The sequence below is a fragment of the Sphingobium cupriresistens LL01 genome (assembly GCF_001046645.1).
Taxonomy (GTDB): domain Bacteria; phylum Pseudomonadota; class Alphaproteobacteria; order Sphingomonadales; family Sphingomonadaceae; genus Sphingobium; species Sphingobium cupriresistens.
This window is the reverse complement of record NZ_KQ130434.1, coordinates 1815520-1835464: the sequence shown is the minus strand read 5'-3', so window position 1 is coordinate 1835464 and position 19945 is coordinate 1815520. Positions and strand designations below refer to the sequence as shown.

General features: G+C 59.9%; 21 protein-coding genes. 2 read left to right on the top strand and 19 right to left on the bottom strand.

Going from position 1 to position 19945, the window contains the following annotated elements; all coding sequences use genetic code 11:
• From V473_RS08855 to V473_RS08845, 3 genes are all read right to left on the bottom strand, one after another.
• Complete coding sequence (locus V473_RS08855) at nt 1-2409, bottom strand: TonB-dependent receptor (RefSeq protein ID WP_066602759.1); 2409 nt, start codon at nt 2407-2409, stop codon at nt 1-3.
• 143 nt (nt 2410-2552) lie between these two features.
• Nucleotides 2553-3758 (bottom strand): cytochrome P450, encoded by a 1206-nt coding sequence (locus V473_RS08850; RefSeq protein WP_169793927.1) that lies wholly within the window; start codon nt 3756-3758, stop codon nt 2553-2555.
• 37 nt (nt 3759-3795) lie between these two features.
• Complete coding sequence (locus V473_RS08845) at nt 3796-6261, bottom strand: TonB-dependent receptor (protein ID WP_066602757.1); 2466 nt, start codon at nt 6259-6261, stop codon at nt 3796-3798.
• A 267-nt stretch (nt 6262-6528) separates the two neighbouring features.
• On the opposite strand from V473_RS08845, the gene V473_RS08840 reads away from it, so the two are divergent.
• Nucleotides 6529-6900, top strand: a complete 372-nt coding sequence (locus tag V473_RS08840) for a nuclear transport factor 2 family protein (protein WP_066602755.1) — start codon at nt 6529-6531, stop codon at nt 6898-6900.
• Nucleotides 6897-7730, top strand: a complete 834-nt coding sequence (locus V473_RS08835; RefSeq protein ID WP_066602752.1) for a ferredoxin--NADP reductase — start codon at nt 6897-6899, stop codon at nt 7728-7730. The genes V473_RS08840 and V473_RS08835 overlap by 4 nt, the downstream gene beginning before the upstream one ends.
• A 273-nt stretch (nt 7731-8003) precedes the next feature.
• Here the strand turns inward: V473_RS08835 and V473_RS08830 are convergent, their stop codons facing one another.
• The 16 genes from V473_RS08830 to V473_RS08760 all read right to left on the bottom strand — a co-directional run bounded on the left by V473_RS08830 (nt 8004) and on the right by V473_RS08760 (nt 19932).
• Nucleotides 8004-8924, bottom strand: coding sequence for a HEPN domain-containing protein (locus V473_RS08830; protein WP_066602749.1), 921 nt, complete (start codon nt 8922-8924; stop codon nt 8004-8006).
• Entirely contained in the window at nt 8924-9361 is a 438-nt protein-coding gene (locus tag V473_RS08825; protein ID WP_066602746.1) for a TA system VapC family ribonuclease toxin, read from the bottom strand. The genes V473_RS08830 and V473_RS08825 overlap by 1 nt, the downstream gene beginning before the upstream one ends.
• Entirely contained in the window at nt 9358-9582 is a 225-nt protein-coding gene (locus V473_RS22870) for a hypothetical protein (RefSeq protein WP_201785490.1), read from the bottom strand. The genes V473_RS08825 and V473_RS22870 overlap by 4 nt, the downstream gene beginning before the upstream one ends.
• A 31-nt stretch (nt 9583-9613) precedes the next feature.
• Nucleotides 9614-10036 (bottom strand): hypothetical protein, encoded by a 423-nt coding sequence (locus V473_RS08820; protein ID WP_066602745.1) that lies wholly within the window; start codon nt 10034-10036, stop codon nt 9614-9616.
• A 45-nt stretch (nt 10037-10081) separates the two neighbouring features.
• A complete protein-coding gene (locus V473_RS08815) occupies nt 10082-10981 on the bottom strand; it encodes a phytanoyl-CoA dioxygenase family protein (RefSeq protein ID WP_066602744.1) in 900 nt (299 codons plus the stop codon).
• A gap of 11 nt (nt 10982-10992) precedes the next feature.
• Complete coding sequence (locus tag V473_RS08810) at nt 10993-11607, bottom strand: acyl-homoserine-lactone synthase (RefSeq protein ID WP_066602743.1); 615 nt, start codon at nt 11605-11607, stop codon at nt 10993-10995.
• Nucleotides 11608-11741: 134 nt separating this feature from the next.
• Nucleotides 11742-12500, bottom strand: coding sequence for a LuxR family transcriptional regulator (locus V473_RS08805; protein ID WP_066602736.1), 759 nt, complete (start codon nt 12498-12500; stop codon nt 11742-11744).
• A 605-nt stretch (nt 12501-13105) separates the two neighbouring features.
• Nucleotides 13106-13381 carry an HU family DNA-binding protein gene (locus V473_RS08800; protein ID WP_066605372.1) on the bottom strand — a complete coding sequence of 92 codons (276 nt, stop codon included), beginning with the start codon at nt 13379-13381 and terminating at the stop codon, nt 13106-13108.
• 80 nt (nt 13382-13461) lie between these two features.
• Nucleotides 13462-13728 carry a hypothetical protein gene (locus tag V473_RS08795; protein ID WP_066602734.1) on the bottom strand — a complete coding sequence of 89 codons (267 nt, stop codon included), beginning with the start codon at nt 13726-13728 and terminating at the stop codon, nt 13462-13464.
• A gap of 156 nt (nt 13729-13884) precedes the next feature.
• A complete protein-coding gene (locus V473_RS08790; RefSeq protein WP_244884352.1) occupies nt 13885-14589 on the bottom strand; it encodes a TetR/AcrR family transcriptional regulator in 705 nt (234 codons plus the stop codon).
• 52 nt (nt 14590-14641) lie between these two features.
• Nucleotides 14642-15379: an SDR family NAD(P)-dependent oxidoreductase gene (locus V473_RS08785; protein WP_066602732.1), complete on the bottom strand. Its 738-nt coding sequence runs from the start codon at nt 15377-15379 to the stop codon at nt 14642-14644.
• 69 nt (nt 15380-15448) lie between these two features.
• On the bottom strand, nt 15449-15946 hold the full coding sequence (locus V473_RS08780) for a VOC family protein (protein ID WP_066602729.1): 498 nt from the start codon (nt 15944-15946) through the stop codon (nt 15449-15451).
• 36 nt (nt 15947-15982) lie between these two features.
• Nucleotides 15983-17104: an aldo/keto reductase gene (locus tag V473_RS08775; RefSeq protein ID WP_201785489.1), complete on the bottom strand. Its 1122-nt coding sequence runs from the start codon at nt 17102-17104 to the stop codon at nt 15983-15985.
• Nucleotides 17105-17111: 7 nt separating this feature from the next.
• Nucleotides 17112-17663: a nuclear transport factor 2 family protein gene (locus tag V473_RS08770; protein ID WP_066602725.1), complete on the bottom strand. Its 552-nt coding sequence runs from the start codon at nt 17661-17663 to the stop codon at nt 17112-17114.
• Entirely contained in the window at nt 17660-18679 is a 1020-nt protein-coding gene (locus tag V473_RS08765) for an NADPH:quinone oxidoreductase family protein (RefSeq protein ID WP_066602722.1), read from the bottom strand. Before V473_RS08765 ends, V473_RS08770 begins: the two co-directional genes overlap by 4 nt.
• On the bottom strand, nt 18676-19932 hold the full coding sequence (locus tag V473_RS08760; RefSeq protein WP_169793940.1) for a cytochrome P450: 1257 nt from the start codon (nt 19930-19932) through the stop codon (nt 18676-18678). The genes V473_RS08765 and V473_RS08760 overlap by 4 nt, the downstream gene beginning before the upstream one ends.
• Nucleotides 19933-19945 lie beyond the last annotated feature (13 nt).

The following is a 19945-nucleotide window of genomic DNA, read 5'->3' as shown; positions in this document are numbered from 1 at the left end:
CTAGCTGCCAAATCGATAGGTGAGTTGGAGACCATAGGTACGCGGATCGCCGTAATAGACCGTGCTGGCTGGGAAGGAACTAAGCAGCACGGCCGGGCCGGTCGGATAGCGTTTATCGAACAGGTTGCGGACATAGGCCGCGATGCTGACGCCGCGCCCGCCAATGTCGCTCAACTCCAGGCGGCCGTTGACGACATCATAGCCGGGTAGTTGCTGGCCGAACTGCGCGTCATAGGCCGATGTGTGATAGAGGTCGGCGTTAAAGGCGAGTTCCCCATCCATCGGGCGGATCGGCAGCACGGCGCGAACGGCGGCTGTGCCTGAAAATTTGGGCGTCGGCAGCGTGACTTCGTTCTTAGTCAGCGTCAGCGGGCCGAACGGCTTAACATCATCGACCTTTTGATCGGCATAGGCGCCGCCAAAGCTGAACGTCAGCCAGGGGGCAGGCTCGATGACCAGTTCCGCTTCTATGCCGCGCACTGTCGCGTCGGACGCATTGATGGCGATCGAGGTCCGGGTCGGCTGATCGGGGGCGGTTGGCGGGATGCCGAGCGGGCGGACGTTGAAGAACTGAAGCGCGTCCTTATACTTGGTCTGGAAGGCTGAGACGTTGAAGCGACCTTTCATATCGCCCGCGCGCCAGTTGAGCTTCATACCCAGCTCTACGTCGGTGACCTGCTCCTGCTTCACCTTCTGATAAGGCCGCAAATCCGGGCAAGTTGCGCCGCCCAGGCACGCGCCCACGCCCCCGGTGGTAAAAGGCGTTTCAAACAGCGGCGTGTTGACGTTGACCCCGCGAATGCCACGCCGGGACGTCACGTAGAGGAACAGATCGTCGGTCGCCTGATAATCCAGACCCACGGTCCAGGTCGCGTAGTCGCCCTTGTTCTTAACGATGCCGGTGCCGTCCGGCAGGCCGAGCGCAGCCTGATCGGCGCATTGCAGCTGACTGAGCGCACCGGCCAGGCTGTTGCCAGCGCACGCCTTCACCTTGTCCCAGGTGTAGCGCGCGCCTGCGTTGGCGGTCAGATTGTCGGTGACCTTGAACCCCAGCTGCGCGAACAGTGCGACGCTGCTGTTGGTATAATGCGACGTGCTGTAGTTCACCGCCGGGCCGAAGAGGTCGATGAAGCTGAATTGCTGCGGGAAGTTGACGTTGGTGCCGGTGGGCTTGTCCTTGCTGTAGAAGGCGCCCGCAATCCAGTTGAGGCGGCCCATGTCGCCCAGCACCTGAAATTCGTCGGTCAGAAAGGATTTATTCGCTTCGGCGCCGGTGTGATAGATGACCAGTCGTCCTTGCGGACCGATCAACTGGCGCGTGCCCTGGGTATTGACGAACTGATAATTATAGACGTCGCGATAGCCGAAAATGTTGCGGATAGTGACGTCGCCCAGTTTCAAGCTGGTGGTATTGGTGATGCCCCAGATCCGCCGATCTGCCGCGACTTTCAGGCCGCTGCCGTCGTTGGCTAGTTCGTTTGTGACCTTATAAGGACCGTTGGCCTGTTGCTGCGCGAACAAGCTTGCAAGGTCCGCTTCATAGATCGCCGCGTCGGCGGGCGCGAAGCCGAAGCCGCCGACCAATATGCCCGCCAGCACTCCGGCATTGTAGCGGTAGGGCACTTCTGCGGCAGGTTTTTCCCGCGCGCGGAAATAGTCGAAGACCAGCGTGTTGGTCAGATTTTCGGTAGGCTGGAGTAGCAGCGACGCGCGAAAGCTCAACTGGTTGGTGTCGTCCAGGTCGGGATTGCCGGGGGTAAGATTTTTAGTGCGACCGTCACGGTTGCGATATTGGGCGGCGATGCGGAGCGCAGCCACATCCTTGACCAGCGGCACATTGAGCGCGCCTTCCAGTTCCTTATAGTCCAGATTGCCATAGCCCGCCTGGATATAGCCTTCGGTGTCCAACGTCGGCTTTTTGGAATTGACCAGCACTGCCCCGCCGATGGTGTTGCGCCCGAACAATGTACCCTGCGGTCCCTTCAAGACCTGGATATTGGCAAGGTCGAACGTCGGGATATTGCCGCCCTCCTTGGACAGAGGCACATCGTTGAAATAGGCGACGATAGCGGGCACGCCTTCGCCGATCGGCAATTGGCCCAGACCGCGCAGCGACAGGGTCGGCTGGTTCTTGCCGCCTTCCTGCGAAAAACGGAAACCGGGGGTGAGCGTAGCGACATCGCTCAGATCCTGGACCGATTTCTGCTCCAGCATTTCGGCGGAGATGGCGGTGATCGATACCGGCACCGACTGAAGCGATTCCTCGCGGCGGCGGGCGGTCACGACGATATCCTGTAGCCCGCTATTTACCGAAGGCTGGTCGTCAGGCTCTTGTGCCAAAGCTGGTATGGCGGTCGCGATCAGGCTCAGTGCGCTGGTGGCAAGCACCTGGAATTTGATGGATTTCATAGCTTCATCTCCCCTTGGACACCTTCTGTATCGATCCATGGATCGCCTGTGGTGTTAAGGTGTAAACTAGGGCAGACGCCGCCGGGGCACGACCGCCTTTGCTATCGCTGGTTGCAAAGACGCTATCGCTGAGCGCGCCATACCTATCTGGCCCAGACCAGTGGAAGCGATTCCACATGGATGATATTGCTGAGATAGAAGGGCACATCGAACCCCGGTTGCACTGTAAAAGCGGGCAGGGCGGCGAGCATTTCCTGCATGGCGATCTGTAGCTCGCGCCGCGCGAGATGCGCGCCCAGACAGCGATGCGGGCCATAGCCGAAGGTCAGATGCGACGGACGGCGGTCGAAGCGGATGTGCGTCGGGGCCTCGAACGCTTCGGGATCGTTCGATCCCAACGGGGTCGACATCGCCACCCGGTCACCCGCGCGGATGGTGACGTCATGCAGCACTACGTCCTTGGTGCAAATGCGGAAGGTCGTGACGGCGGCATAAGCGCGCAGCAGTTCCTCGATCGCCACTGTCGCACCCGCCGGATTTTGCCGCAGAGCGTCCTGATCGGCCGGATGGGTCGCCAGATGATGGAAATGCAGGCCGATATTGGCCGAAACGGTATCCAGTCCGCCCAGATACAGATTGAAGCAATGGCCGAACACCTCTTCGGGCGTCCATTGGCGCCCCTCATATTCGAGTTGGAGTGCGATACTGATCAGGTCGTCGCCGGGATTTTTGCGACGATCTTCGATGGCGTTGAGCAGATAAGCCTTCACCGCGCGCGTGCCCTTGACGCGGTCTTCCATATCGTCGGTGTGCAACAGGGAAAATTCCCAGTCGAGAAACTGTTGCATCTCCTCCTGCGGCAGACCGAGCAAATCGAGGAAGATCGACACCGGAAAGGGGATGGCGAAATCCCTGACGAAATCGCATTCACCCTTGTCTTTGAATTTGTCGATATATTCCCGCGCGCGCAGGCGGACCTTGCCGTCCAGTTCGCCCATCCGTTTGGGCGAAAAGACGGGATTGAGCGCATTGCGAAAGCCGGTGTGTCGGGGCGGGTCGAGTTCGGTCGGGATGATGTCCCAGCTTTCGCCGATCCCGGCGGCAAAGCCGGTATTGCCGCGTTTGCCGAAACTGTCGGTATCGGCATAGATTTTCCGCAGGTCTTCCGCGCGCCGCACGACCCAGCCCGGCTGACGCCCCGGAAACACATCGGTGCCATAGAAGATCGGCGGACCTTCATGCAGCTTGGGAATGATGTCGGTATAGGGATTGACCGTGGTCGCGCGACGCGGCGTCAGGGCAAAGGGCATCACAAGTTCGCGCGGAACATTGTCGGGAAGGTCGTTCACGAGCAGCCTTTCTTGTCCAGTTTTCGATCGGGCACGCTTACTGTCCGCCGAAACGATAGCGCATGCCGATCCCGACCACGCGGGGGTCACCCGCATAGTCGACCGCAACCCCCAGCCCACCGGTCTGATAGAGATCGGAGAAGCGGCGGCTGAGATATTTCTTCGCCGTCAGGTTGCGGCCATAGACATAGAGTTCGATATTCGGATCTTTGAGCTGATAGGCGATGCGGCCGTTGAGCAGGCCATAGCCTGCCGTTTCGCCCAACGCATTTTCCTGCGCATAGGCGGCTTTGACCGCAGCGGTCTGTTGATCCGACGCCACCACCGGGTTGAAATGCTGCTTGCCGACATAGGCGTAATTGATGTGCAGGATCAGGTCGCCGGTCGAAAGAGCGATGGTCTGGGTCGCGCCGATGCTGAACTGGATCTTGGGCAATTGCGTCAGCGCGCGACCGCTGAGATCAACCGTGCAGTCGTACCGCGGTACGCCCGCAGCGGTCGGCGGCGCGGCGGCGCATCCGGTCAGCGGCGTGGCGCTGGTGATCCGCTGGACTTCGGAAATGCTCCCCGCCTTATATTTGCCGTCGAGCAGCGAGAGATTGCCTGAAATCTCCATGCCGGACCATGGCGCAGCCACGACCTCGAATTCGGCACCCCACACGCGGGTGTCGCCATTATTCTGGGTATATTGGGTGACGCCGACCCCCGGTGCGACGGCATTGACGATCACCTGCGCATTGCTTTTCCAAGTGTGGAACAACGCTACGTTGGTACGCAGCCGATTGTCGAGCCAGCTTGCCTTGATGCCGCTTTCGACATCCTTGACCTTTTCCGGCGAGAAGGCGGGAAGCGACCCGGCGCGTATGTTGAAGCCGCCCGCCTTGGCCGCGCCGCGCGTGGCGACGTAGAGGAAAATGTCCTCGCTCGCCTGCCAGTCCAGTCCCAGGTTCCAGGCGGGGTAGGAGAAATTCTTCGACTGGGTCTGGTTGCATTGCGTGGCAGTTGGCGTCTGGTCCGGGTTGACGAGGTTGCAGTTCACGCCGAACGGCGTGCCCGCGACGGGGGCATTGGGCGCAAGGCCCAGCACCTGCTGATTGTGCAGGACAACCTCTCGCCCGTCCCAGGTATAGCGGAAGCCGCCGACGGCGCGCACGCTGTCGGTCAGATTATAATAGAGCTGCGCATAGGCGCCCTTGGTCGTGTTCTTCGCGTCGCCGAAGCTGTTGCGGATCAACCCGCCGAAAATCTGCGACCGGGAATATTCAAAGCCGGTTTCGCGCGAGGCGTAGCCGCCCAGAATATAGCTCAGCTGATCCGTGATGTTGCCGGAAAGCTGGAGCTCCTGCGAATAGGATTCCGAATGCGCGCCGCCGAATACCGCCAGGACTGGGGATGGCGATCCGTCCAGGTCGATCAGCCCGTCAGAATCGGAATAGCGATAGGCGGTGATCGATTTGAGTTTATGTTCGCCGATGTCGATGTTGACCACACCGGAAAAGCCGTAGGCGACCAGCTTGTCGAACGGCAACTGGCTGTATCGTGCCTGTATGTCGGGAGGCAGTGTCGCAAAGGTCGGGTTGGTCGTGGGCCGCGTCAGCCCACCTGCATAGGTCGTGTACCAATTGTCCTTAGTGTGGATTGCGCTGGCCAGGCCAGGCGCAAAGGCTGCCAGCGGCCCCTGAAACGACAGCGGGTTGAACCCAGCGGTCTGGGCAAGCTGGCCCATGTCCGTGATCTTGTTATAATCGCCGCTCATGGTGACGTCGAACCCGTCACTTTCATATTTTAGCTTGCCGCGCAGGAAATGGCTTTTCTGATCGCCCACGTCGCGATTCAGCCGAGCATTGTTGCCATAGCCATTGCGATCATGGAAATCATAGACGAGGCGCGCCGCCAGACCCTCGGCCAGTGGCACGTTCAAAACAGCCTCGACGTCCCGGTAGGCATAGCTGCCGACTTCGCCTTTCAAGCTGCCTTCCAGATGATCGACCGGATCCTTGGACAGGATGTTAATCGCGCCGCCCGTGGTGTTGCGGCCGAACAGCGTGCCTTGAGGACCGCGCAGCACTTCCAGCCGCTGGAGGTCATGCAGATCGGTCAGGCCTTGCGAAGGCCGGGCGATATAGACGCCGTCAATATAGGTTGCGACCGCCGGATCGTTGGCGATCAACGGTTGAAGATTGCCCTGGCCGCGGATCGAAACGAACGCGAACCCGGATGTCGAGGCAGAGCCAGTCGATATGACGACGCTGGGGGCGACGCGCTGGACGTCCTGGACGCTCACGATCTGCGCGCGCTGGATGGCGACATCGCCCAATGCCGTGACGGCCAGCGGCGTGGTTTGCAGGCTTTCCTCGGTCCGCCGCGCGGTGACCACGATATCCTGAATGCCGCCGGACTGTTCCTGCGCTTCCTGTGGCGCGACTTGCGCTTGCGCGGGCTGAGCCATCGCGACAGGCAGGCCCGACAGCATCGTCGCCAGCATCAGTTTGGACGTTCGCATCACTCTCTCCCACATGTCTTTATTGCGGTTAGACAGGCGGCATTTCGATAGGACGACAACCTACCTTAAGAAAGGGCGGCTCGGTTCATCGATAGTGAAAAGCAGGTCGGCGATAGTCACGCCGCTTCCGCCTCCCATGATTGTTGCGAAACGATAGCCTATTGCATTCCGGCGATAGCCTGTCGCCTTGCCTGGCCTTTCTCCCATGGTCAGAGATTGTTCCAGCAATCAGAACAGCGGTTGCGGGCCGTTAAAGAGGAAGTGTGCATGGCAACGCTCGACGCAGACCGGATCGAAGCATTTCTCCGGCATCAACTTGACATGTTCAACCAGGGGCGGCGCGACGACTTCATCGCCGCCTACCGTGAGATCGCGCCAGGCGGGCTGCTGATCGATGATCCGGTGGGCAGCGATCGTAAGGAGGGGCTGGACCTGATCGGGGAATTGTTCGACCGCTATGTCGGCTGGAAGCTGACATTTGTCGAACTGATCGTGAACGGGCATGAGGCCGCAGCCTGCGTATGCAACGAAGGTGTTGTGAATGGCGATCCCATTACGGTACACAGCCTTGAGACATATCATTTCGGCGAGGACGGCACCTTCCTGGCCCGCTATTTCCATCCGGCGATGTCGGCATGAGCGCGGCCGAGCCTATCCTGATGGAAGGCGACAAGGCGGAGCTGACCGCGACCGGCGCCCTGTCTGTTGAGACCGTCCTGAATGTCCGCCATTGGAACGACCGGTTGTTCAGCTTTTCGATGACACGCCCGGCGAGCTTTCGGTTTCGGTCCGGCGAGTTCGTCATGATCGGACTAGCGGGCGACGGCGGCAAACCGCTGTTGCGTGCCTATTCGGTGGCCAGTCCCGCCTATGCCGAGGAACTGGACTTCCTGTCGATCAAGGTGGAGGATGGCCCGCTGACGTCGCGATTGCAGAATATCCAGCCCGGTGACCAGATATATCTTGGGCGCAAGCCCACGGGCACATTGGTGACCGACGCGCTGTTGCCCGGCAACCGGCTGTTGCTGCTGTCAAGCGGCACCGGGCTGGCGCCGTTCCTCAGCCTGATCCGCGACCCCGACGTCTATGAACGCTATGAGCGGGTGATCGTCGTCCACAGCGTCAGGCAGGCAAGCGACCTGGCATTTCGTACGGAACTGGAATCCGGCCTGCGGGATGATCCGCTGGTATCGGAACAGGCGATGGCGCAACTATCCTATCTGCCCACTGTCACGCGCGAAGCCTTTACATGCAACGCGCGCATCACAACGATGATCAAAGACGACAGCCTGTTCGCGCGGGCCGGGCTGAGCGGTGTGCCGCTCTCGGTCCAGACCGATCGCATCATGCTGTGTGGCGGCATGGCCATGATCAAGGATATCGCTCACCTGCTGGATGCTTGTGGCTTTATTGAAGGCTCCAACGCGAAGCCGGGCGATTATGTGATCGAGAGAGCCTTTGTGGGGTAGAAACGGTGGAATGGACGTGACTTGCCATTTTCATAGATGGGCCACAGATCGGCGTAGCCTCGGCTCGGCAGGCATCAGCGGAAAATGCATTCGCAAAACTATAACCAGAGATCACACCTTGCGCGACGTGAACCACAACGACCTGGACATTAACTTTCAGCCTGTCGACGGCAGCTTTGGTCTCAGGCAGGCTTCAAAGCCGACAGTCGCGAATGTCCCATGCCCGGGCATTCCGCAATTGGCAGAACTCGCGCTCAAGAGCCCGTGACAAAGTCAATGACGCGCCTTCTCGTTCAACTTTGCAATATGCGCAGAGCATATCGAATGAGTGATCTGGCCTAGCGTTTCAATGCGCTCAGCCAGCCATCTCAGCTCCTCAAGGTCGATCTGATAATGCTTTGAATAGCGGGCCTTCACATAGGCGTCCTTGAGCTTCTGGAACATCGCGCGCTCCCTGCGGGTCCCTCGCGGCCAGACGTCGAAGAGGGTAGGGTCACGCCCTTCAGCTTGCAGCCGAAGAAAAGCGATGTTGTGATCGTATGGGGTGTAGAAAGTGAGGGTAAGCAAGATAGCTTGATATAGTCGCTCGGCGGTTTGGTGAAGATCGAAAGCCGCCTTCCTGAAGAATGATTTCTCGATGCCGAACTTTGCGACTTCGAACGCCTGCATTGCCTCCGAAAAATAATCGTCGAAATAGTCCTGCGCAGCCGCCGCTGCCTCTGAAGGGGTCTTAGGCTTGGGCTTGGCGAGTTCGCGATCGTCCGCGTCGTAGAGGGCGATGCCCTGCTCGGCGATCTCCATGAAGAAGACCCGGCCGTGGCTGAGGCCCTGGTTCACCTGCTGAAGCGAATGGACGATGAAATGCACCGGCGTGTTGATGCGCTTTTCGATCAGATAGGCATCGATCAGCCGCTGCTCGGCCACGGACCAATATGCCGCCACATCGGCTAGTTCCTTCTGGTTGACGATGACCAGAATATCCATGTCGGACTTATACTGGTTGGCGTCGAACGGCGCGTCGACCCAATCACCCCGCGCATAGGAGCCGAACAGGATGATCTTGAGGATGCGAGCCGATTTCTTGCGGCCCGTTGCGTTTTCAGTCGCGTCCCGGAACTCGGCGAACAGGATGCGGACGACTTCTTCGAGCTCGCGCTGCTTGGCCGCAGGAAGATGGTCGAGGTCGGTGCGCATCAATGATTTCCGATGAGGTGGATCGCGTCCTTGCCGCCCATCACCCCCTTAGGCGTGAGGCGTCGGTCGAAGGTCGCGAGCTTGCCCTTGTTGGCGACGGCAAGCGCCAGGAGATAGGTATCGGTTACCTGTGCCGAGGTGAGGATCTGGCTGGCGTCGACATGGTCAGCGTTGAGGAGGCTGATATCCTCCGCCCAGAAGCTGTGCCCAGGAAGCCTGCACATCTGTGCCATGATCGTCGCGACCTCGGCCGGCGAGCCAGGCGTGGAAGGGTAGCGGACGTTGCCCACAATCCGGATCACCCCATTTTCCGTAATGGGGCAGGTCGCCCAGGCTTTGCTGCCTTCGGCTTCAAACCAGTGATGGGCCGCTTCGTGGCCGACATGATTGGGGTCGATCAGCGCGACCAGAACATTGACGTCCAAAAGGTAGGTCATGGCGCCTCATCGCGAAGGGCATTGACGATATCCTGCGTCACCACCACGCCAGCTTTTGTCGGCAGCAGGCTGATCCCATTTCTGGTGCGGGACGACTCCGGAGCGTGGAGGGCTTTCCGGGCAAGATCCGACAGGACGCGGCCGATGGAGCTTTGCTGATGATCGGCAATGGCGCGCGCCGCCGCCATCACATCATCATCGATCACAAGGGTCGTTCGCATCGTTTCATCCTCTAGCATTGCGCATCACGCATCATATGCCATATGGATCGTTGGCGCAACGACCGACGAAAGCGATCGCAGCGGTGGACGCCTCGTCCATGATCCTGTCGAGGGCCTCCCTTATGGGCGGCGCGAGCCGGACCGTGACCCGCCGCTTGTCGCGCAGGTCGAGACGGCGCGTCAATATTTTGCGTGTTGCGAGAGTGGCGGTCCAGCGATGGGCGCTGGAATAAGGAATATTGGCGACCGTGCAAAGCGCCGACTGGTAGACCGCAAAGCCTTCCAGTTCAGCCTGGTAGAGGTGAAGCAGCATGTCCCAGTTCGGATTGGCACAAAGCTGGATGCCAAGGCTCTTCTCCACAAGGCGCCGTTCCTCGATGAGCGCGCGGCAGGTGCCGAGGCGTTTGTGTCGCCGCCTTTCGGCGGCGCCCTCCTGATGATCATCGTTCCGCATTTCATCCCCAGTCGATCCATGCGAATATCTATTTTTGACGTTTGGTCAGCCGGTCACGGGTTCGGGCAGTTCGCCCGCCCGAAAGGCTTCGATCAGTGCGTGCTGGTCGGGCGCGAGGGCGTCGATTGCGCCTGCCTTCCGCTCCGGTTCGCGAAGCAATTGAGAAGGGCAGCGCCCCTCATGGTTGCCAAGGTTCGGCCGATGAATTCGATATCCCAGCAAATCCGTCAGATCGGCGTCAAAGGCGCGTGCGACTTCCGGCGGATAGGCGAGCCACTGCAATTCATAGGGTTTGAGCCAGCCCAGCGTGTAGCTGACGATCATGCCCCGCCGGGGCGCAGGCGAGCGATTGGCGCCGCCCGCATGAAGCGTCGATCCCAGGAACAGCAGCGCGGAGCCCGGCTGCATTTCCGCGACGATCGCCTCCGTGGGATCGATCAGCATCTCATCCTGGCGTCGATGGCTTCCTGGCCAGACATGGGTAGCTCCATTTTCCTTCGTATAGGGCGTGAAGGGCCACATCACATTCACCAGAAATTCGACCTGAAGCGACGGATCGACGAGGCGGCTGCAAGGCCACATATCCTGGTCGCGGTGGGGCACCTGTTCGATCGAACCGGGCATCAGCTCGATAGCCTGCGTAAGGTTCAGCGAAAAATGGTCGCACCAAGGCCCGAGGATTTTTTGCATGATGGCGAGGATCATGGGGTGCTGGACGAAAGCCTTGGTCTGCTCGGATCGGCTGAGCAGGCCGCCGAAACGCTTGGTGTCGTTGCCGTAAAATGGGCCTGACGAAAGCTGTGCGGTGTCGAAATCACCGGTCAGATCGCTCGCCAGTGTCTCGACCTCGCTTTGGGCTATAGCCTGTGGAATGATGCAATAGCCCTGATCGAGGAGCTGATCGGCGTGGAAGCCTGCACATGGGACGTCGGGTAAATGTGCCATGGTCGTTTCTCCTATGCGGCGGCGGCCGCGGCGAACTGGACGGGGGCAGGGCGCCAGACTCCGGCGGCCTGCATCAACGCGGGCGTGTCCTCCGTGATGATGATCTGCATTGCGCCCAGCATCCCGCAGGCAAGCGTCCGGGGAAGGCCGAGCGGACGGCACTCCCATCCGAAAGACAGGATCTGGCTGAACCAGGGCATGTCCGCTACGCAGCAGTAGCCGCCGATGCCCTGCTCGAGGGCGAAGCTGGCGGCCATCGTGACGAGATGGTCACGGACCTGGCGCCGCTCGGCAGCGCGCAGGTCGCGTGACAGGCAGAAGCGGGAGATTTCCCAGATTTTTCCGCTGGCAGGCGGCGCCTTTTCGCACAGCTCCGGGAAGATATCGCCAAGGAGGTAAGGGCCGTTTGTCGGCAGAAGCCGCATCGATCCCAGGTGTGTCCCATCGCGCTCGGCAGCGATCAGATAGACGGTGGAGGGACCGTCGAACTGGTCGATCTCATAGCGATCGGCCAGCACCGGTATGTCCCATCCCAGCAGATCGACGAAGACGCGCTTTCGCGCCTCATACATGGATCGCAGAACAGTTTCTTCCTGGAGGCTCCCGCCTCGAACGACGTGCGTCATGTCGTCTCCTTCTTTGTTGCGCCCCGAAGGTCGCTCGAAGGGAAGGGGACTGCCATTCCTCGAAAAAGAGGAATGGCGTTAGGCATGGGGAGGGCGCACGCTCCGCGCACGCCTGGCGTGCCGGAGTAACTTGCTTACTTGCCGTTCAGCATCCGATAGCAGATCTGGCCGTCGAACAGCGCACGCACGACAAGCTCGGTGCGCTTGTAGACGTCATATTTGCGCATCGCCTCGTCGACATATTGGCGGACCGTGTAGCGCGATATGCCAAGGATGACGCCGATTTCCGGGTCGGTCTTGCCGCAGGCGACAAGGTCTATGCAGTCAAGCTCGCGTTGGCTGAGCGCAGGAACCTCCGGTTGTTCAACGCCCGGCAACCATCGCGCTCGCTGCAACCGGCGGGCGGCTTCGAATGCAAACATCCCTATCAACTGCGCCGCGCCCAGGAGATCGACGGTGAGCTCCACCGCTTTGCTGCCGCCAAACGAGCAGGAGCCGCGATATTCTCCCGGTGCCTGGACCGGAATGGTCAGCCCTTCGGCAAGGCCATAGGGCTTTGCCTCCTCCAATATCTGGCGCTGACGCCTGGTCAGGCGGATCATCGTGGGTATGAAGCTCCAGAGAAATGCCGTGACCGTCCGCATGCTTGCCGCATGGACAGGGTCGTCGACATAATAATTGCCCAGGAGCGATCGCTCGATCCAGCCCTCATGATAGCTGGTGATGACCATCGCCTCGCGCTTTGCTTTCATAAGGTCCACATGGCTGACGAGCGCGAACTGGTCGAAGCCGAGGGACGGGGTAATTTCCGCAAGCAGTTCCTTCAGCGCGAACTCATCCTTCACTTCTCCGCAGCTGCTGACAAACTGGCCAAGGCGAGGTCCGATATACATGGCGTTTCTCCTCATATGGGGTCTGCCTTTAGGCGCCCCTCTCCAACATGACGTCGCTAGCGCTCTGCTCGCGTCGTCACGTGCGCCACGCGGTAAAAGTCACGCACGCATCGGTCCGCTCACTGCCTGGCTGTTGCCCTTCCCGGCCTTTGAGGAGAGCCGGATCACTTTGCTCAGCGGGATGTCGAGAGAGTAGCAGGCACGCGCGGAGCGCCAAGTCGGTTTGCAACCGAAATGATTTTACATGAAATTGTCATAAAATCTGTGGCGCTGGCGCAACATGTCGCTTGCCTGGAGACTGGTTCCAATTTTGAAGCAGGCTCGTCGGGCCGAAAGAGCTTCAGGGCGATGGGTTCGGCGGCATATGCCCGTCACCAGTGAGATGATCCCGCCGTTACCTGATCATCGGCTCAACTGTCCGTGAAATAGTGCGTTGGTCATTCGATGATGGGAAATACCACCATTAGTGCCCGGCGGCGCGCGTTTTGCGCGCCGCAGATGGCTGACGCAAATGCCGGTTGCGGCTGATCCGCGAAACGGGTTCGCCGGTGGATCATTGCGGCTGAACCCTGGCCCACCGCCGTGAGCGGAGGACCAGAGGCGGATCAGCCGTTCAGCTTGTCCTTCAACGCCTTCGCGGGTGTGAAGCCAAGCTTCCTGGAGGCTGCGATGCTGATTGTCTCACCGGTCGAGGGATTTCGGCCGTCGCGCGCTGCGCTGTGCTTCACCTTGAACTTGCCAAAGCCGGGGATCGAGACTTCCTCATCCTTTTCGGCCGCGGCGGCGACCTGCGCAAACAGGGCATCCACGACCTTCTTGACGTCGGTCTTTGCGAGGCCTTCATCAGTCGCAATCGTGGCAACGATATCGGTCAGCGTCATATCCATTATCCATTTTGTGATTCGTACAGGGGCGGGGCAGTTGCCAAATTGGCAATGTCCCGTCCAGAGGATGCGCCGCCTTATCGGGGCGCCGCTGCCTTTTTGCCGGGTGATTGCGACGGGAGCAATGGCCTGAGTGCAGCAAGAGCAGCGGCCCCACCAAGCTGGATGGAGAGTTGCACGAGCTCGCGCAGTTCCCGCTCGGTCAATGTCTCGACTGGCAGTTCCTGAATGACGGCAGCATAGCGTGACCGCAGGGAAAGGCGCGCAGCCTCGATTTCCTCAAGCAGCTTGCGCCGCCTCGTTTCGAGCTCCGTCAGGCGCTCGCGTTCAGTAAGTTTCGGCATGATCCATGTTCCTTCATGGGTCTGCCCGCCGTTCAAGAGAATGCCACACTGCTGTTGTAATTCAAGTCCTGCGGGATACGGGGGATGCTGATGAGATGGAGGGGGCTGAGCCGTCACTCAGCCCCTGAGAACGGTTTGAAATCGGCTGCTCCGCTTTCAGCTCCGGCCGGGCTGCTTCATCCCCCTGGAAAAGATGGACCAGTAGGCTTCCGCCACCTCACGACCACTCAAATCGCCATCAGGCGTAAACCAGCGATGCGTCCAATTGAGCATGCCGAACAAAGCCGTCTCCGCGAGGCGATGCGGTATGTCGCTCCGTAGTTCACCTGACGCCATCGCTTCCCGAACGATGCGCATAAGCATTTGATCGAAGAGGCGTGTCTTGATCATAAGCTGATGCGTGGCCGGCGCCTGCTCAGCGATATGGTGCATTTGTTCCTGGATATAGACGAAGGTTGCCGGGTAGTTCTCTTCGTAGGACTCCATCATGCGAACATAGATTGCATGTAGTCGCTCCACCCAGCTGAGTGACAAATCGTCGATCAGGCGGGCGGCATCCGCCATGTTTGCATCCAGGACGTTCTCAATCACGCCCAGGAACAGCTCCTCTTTACTACCGACATAATAATAGACCGACGCCCGGTCGATTCCCGTATCGCGAGCGATATCAGCTAAGCGAGCTGCCTTGAAACCGTCGCGTCGAAAATGTTCGGCGGCGATCTGGAACAATTGCTTACGCTTGAAGGCATATTCTGCGCTTCCTTCCGTACGCGCTGACATCCGGCGCTTGGATATGCTGCTATGCGAGCCATGAGACCTACCGATCCCCACTGCCGGCTGACACGGATCTTTGTCCATCATCGCGCCCCCTTCACCGCTGCCGAAATAGAATCGCCGATTGCCACGCCCTGCTTCAGGCGGTCATGTACGCACCATCGACCGCCAGATAGGTCCCGGTCACATAGGATGAGAGATCGCTGGCCAGGAACAGTGCTGAGTTCGCCAGTTCACCTGGATCGGCATATCGGCCAATTGGTGTAGTGGCGACGACTTGCTGAATCAGGTCGGCCGGCAGGTGCTTCGTCATCTCTGTACGGGTGGGTCCGGGACAGATCGCATTCACCCTGATTCCCTGTTGAGCATATTCCAGCGCCGCTGTTCGTGTGAGCATGAGAACCGCGCCTTTCGAAGCGCAATATGCGGGCATCCGGGCGAAGCCAACCAGGCTGGCCGTCGATGCCGTGTTGACGATCGCACCACCGCCGGTCTTGAGCATCTGGGGTATCGCGTATTTCATGCCCAGAAATACCGACTTGGCGTTGACTGCCATCACGCGGTCGAACTCATCCTCATCATAGTCGGCTGTGACGGCGATTTGTCCATCGATACCGGCGTTGTTGACCAAGATGTCGAGCCGGCCTGCCCGTTCGACAGCATCGGCAATCGCGGTGGCAAATTCGCTTCCGATCGACACATTCGCTTGCAGAGGGAAGCAGCCCGTGCCCAGACGGGCAGCAACCTCCTCCTGCCTTCCGCTCACATCAAGCGCGAAGACCTGTGCACCTTCGCGGTGAAACGTCTCGACGATCGCGGCGCCGATGCCTGACCCCGCACCGGTCACGATCGCGACTTTCCCTTTCAGCAATGCCATGGCTGCCTCTCCTTGTACCGATTGATAATGTGTCGACATCGAACGCCGATCGTTTCCGGGCGAATCGCGTCAGGCCGACTTGGGCGCTACTTTCCATTCCGGCCGGGTAGTCGCGAAAGCGAACGGACCGTCATCGATAACCTGCAGCAGTTCGACGACATTGCCGTCCGGATCGCGGCCGTAGGTGGCGAGCAGCGGGCGATTTGCCGCCACCGTCGGGGGACAATGGAATTCCATGCCGGCCTCGCTCAGTCGCCGATACTCGGCCTGGATGTCGTCGACGGCAAAGCAGATGTGCGTGAAGCCGGGTTTGGATACTGGGCGAGCAGGCGTGTGTTCGCCCGGATCGGGAGAGCTGAACTGGAATAGTTCGATACAGTGATTGCCGCCGCTGAGCAGCATGAACCGGGCGGCCGAATTGGGAAGGCCCACGATCTTGTCGAGTTCCGGTGCGCCTGACCAGCCATCGTCGCACAATTTGGCGAGTCCGAACATGTCGATGTACCAAGTGGCCAGGCTTTCGATGTCCCGCGTGGCGATGGCGGTATGGTGTATGCCCAAAATCATCCTGTCATTCCTTGATACCTGTGTCGCCAGCGCGCCCTACGCCTGCGCAGGGCTGTCGATCATCACGTCGGTGTAGCTGAAGTTCGCGTTTTGCTTGGCGTCGGCGCTGGTGCCGATGCCGTCATCGCGATGCCGATCGATGCGGTCGAAAAGGCCGGCATAGACGAAGCCTTTTGCCGACTCGAAAAAGTCGTGCGGGAACCCGAGCTCGACCGCACTCGCGCTTTCCAGCTGGCCAAGTTGATCATCCGACAGTTCGACGTCGAGGGACGCAAGGTTGATCTTAAGCTGGTCCGCGCTCGAAGCGCCAATTACGGGAATGATGCGCTTCTTCAGCATCCATTTGAGCGCCGCTTGAGATGGGGTGCAGCCGGCCTCCTGTGCGACGGCGTCGAGCGCGCGCGCGATTGTCAGATTGCGTTCGGACAGGGTCTTGTAGGGTACATTGTCCATTCTACGGGAGCCGCCCGCATCCTTATTGGCGGTATATTTTCCGGTGAGGATGCCACCGCCGAGCGGCGACCAGGCAACCATGCCGATATCCAGCGCGCGCGACATCGGGACGATCTCTCGATCAGGAGTTCGCTCCACGAGGCTATATTCGAACTGATTGACCACGAAAGGCGACCAGCCCATCCGATCGGCCAGTTCGTTGCATCGGGAAATGACCCAGGCCGGCGCGTCGCTGATACCGGCATAGAGTATCTTCCCCTGTCGAATGAGGTCATCGAGCCCGCGCAGGACCTCCTCCGGACGCGTCGTGAAATCCCAGGTGTGAACGTAGAAGATATCGACATAGTCGGTCTTGAGACGTTTGAGACTGCCTTCAAGGCTCTGCACCATATTCTTGCGCTGATTGCCCGCACTGTTGGCGTGCGCCGTCTCGCCGGGCAGATTATCGGTATATTTGGTCCCCAGAACGGTGCTGTTGCGCTGAGCAGGGGTGAGTATGTTGCCAAGTATCTCTTCGGCCTGGCCCGACCCGTAGACGTTGGAGGTGTCAATGAAGTTGCCGCCCTGTCCAAAGAACAGGTCGAGTTGGGACCGACAGCCAGCTTCGTCACATCCCCAGCCCCAGGCAGTGCCAAATGTCATGGTGCCGAGGCAGAATTCCGACACCCGAAGGCCCGAGCGACCCAGCAGCTTATACTTCATCATGGCGATCCTATCCCTCTTCCTGCAACGTCATTTTTTCGTGCATGATGTACACGGCGTCGGTGCGTTCACGCTTCCCGGTGGTGAAGAGTTCGAGGGGGATTTGTGCTTCCTGCCCGGCCCAGTTCTCGACCTTGTGCCAATCGAGCACGACGGTGCGTTCATCGATTTTCCAGACGCCGTTTCGTTTCGAGAAGCGATCGACGTAGCGAGCGCCCATCACATCGACGATTACCGGTCCTCCGTTTCGCCGCTTGAGATGCACCATGACCTGCGATTCACTTATTGCGACGTCACCTCTCACCTCGATCAGGGCGTTCGTGATCGAATGGGTGGTCCAGGCATTTTCCTGGCGCAGGCGATTGACGACAAAAGGTGCGAAATCATGACCGCGCCCCGACCAGTAGCCATGATCGTCAAAGGCATCGTCGTGATAGATGTCGCGGACCAGATCCTCATCCAGGCGGTCGACACCACGGCAATAGCGATGAAGGACTTCCGTGATCGCCTGCTTGGCGAGCAATTCTTCCAGTTCCGGCAAAATATGGCTCCCATCGGTCATTGGCTGAAAGGCGTGAGCACCAGCTTGCCGGCTGTCTTGCGCGACAAAAGGTCGTTCAAGGCAGCCGCGGCGCTCTCCATGGGGTAGGTCTTGTGAATGTGCGGCGTGATCCGGCCTTCGGCCAAGAGGCGCCAAAGCGCTTCGAAATTGGCCACGTGGCCGTCAGGATCGATCTCGCTAAATCGGCCCCAATAGACGCCAACTGCTGAGTAACCCTTGAGCAGCAGCAGATTGACGGGGAGCACGGGAATTTCCCCGCTGGTGAACCCAATGACGAGCAGACGCCCTTCCCAGGCCATCGCACGGGACATTTCTGCGAACGCCTTGCCACCGGTGACGTCGATGCAGATGTCGGCGCCGTGTCCAGCCGTCTCCGCCTTGATCTGCTTTCCGAGCTCTCCCTCAACATAAACGATCGCGGATTTTGCGCCTGCGGCCAGCGCCAGTTCCAGCTTCGTTGCAGAACTGCCAATGGCAATCACCTCGGCACCGAGCGCTGATGCGATGTCTACAGCGGCTAGTCCGACGCCACCTGTGGCGCCCAGCACGACGACCTGCTGGTCCGGCTTCACTCCACCACGCTGCACCAGCGCATGATAGGCCGTACCATAGGCCGCGTAGATGCCAGCCGCCGTGACATCATCGACATCCGCAGGCACACCCACCGCGAGCTCGCCGCGGATATCGACATGTTCAGCGAAGCCACCGTACCCCGACGCAGTTAACCCGACGACGCGCGTTCCAACGGACCAGCCGCCCGCCGCGTCACCGACTTCGATTATTTCTCCGGCAACCTCGAATCCGGGAGCGAAGGGAAATTCGGGGCGCAGCTGATATTTGCCGAGCATTATCAGGCTGTCGGGGAAGTTGATGCCCGCCGCCTTGACGCGGACCCGCACATTGGCCGGATCAAGCGGAGGCAGTGCGACCGAAGACACGCGCAATGTGTCGGGCGGACCATATTCGAAACACAGGACAGCTTTGGTCGTGTCCGCTGCAGGGCTTTCGATTGTCATGCAGCCTCCCACTCAAGATGCACGTTGTCGACCGATGCGACGACGCCGGACTCAAAACGGGGTTCGGATCCCGTGACCACATGGAAGGTGGGAATGCGCTTGAGCCATTCTTCCAACAGTATCGTCGTTTCCAGACGAGCGAGATGAAGGCCCGCGCAGCGATGGGGACCTTCCCCAAAGGTCGAGTGAGAAATGCGACTGCGGTGGAAATCGAGCTTCCAGGGGTCGGGATTTTGTTCCTCATCGAGCCCGGCTAACGCGGTCGGGAGGAGCACCATCTCTCCCGCCTTGAGTTCGACACCGTCCAGTTCGATGTCCTTGGCGATCATCCGCGCCGCAGCGACGAGCGGGAAACGACGGAACATTTCTTCCACCGCGCGCCGTAGCTCTTCAGGGTTGTCCCGCAGGATGGCGACCGTCTCGGGGTGCCGACCAAGATGGTCCATCATCATGTTCATGAAGTTCGTGACCGAATCGAGGCCGGCCAGCAGCAGCAGCGAAATCATGCCGAGCAGCTTCTGCCGCTCCATCATCGCGCCGTTGATATCCGTGTTCACGCACAGGGAGATGATGTCCGTGCCGGGCTTGCCGCGCCGCGCGTCGATGATCGGCCCGACATAATCGAAAAAGCCCTTGTTGGCGCGGTCCAGATTGGCGGCCATCTCTTCAGGGGAGTTGCCTCCGGGGCGGGTCATGCCACTGGCGAGGGCACGCAGCTTGGGCGAATCCTCCATCGGCAGATCGGCCATGGTCATAAACACCTGGATGGGAAACTCGGCGGAAAATTCCCCGACGAAATCGCAGGTGCCGCGATCCGCGAACTGGTCAATCAGGCTGGCTGCCAGAGCGCGCACCTGCGGCTCGCGCTCACGGATGGCGCGCAGATTGAGCCCCTTGTCGACGACCGCGCGATAGGGACGGTGTTCGGGCGGGTCCATTTTCGAGGGGACCATCGCATATTTTTCCCCCGCCGCTTTCGGGATGAAAAGTACTTGGCTCGAAAAGCGATCGGGATCGGTGTAGATTTCGCGGATCAGCGCGCCGGTCGTAGCGACCCAGTGGCCACCATTGAAGGGGCTCCATACCAGGCCGGGAAGCTTCTCATCCTGAAGGCGCTTCCAGGCTTTGAGATAGCCGTCGGTTTCGATCCCGTCCGGCTTATACAAGTCTATGTCGTACAGACGGTCCGCTGGCACATGGGGCGGCGGGGACGTCCTTGCCCGATCATCTGTTTCCATAACGTCCATCTCCATTTTCAAGCCGGCG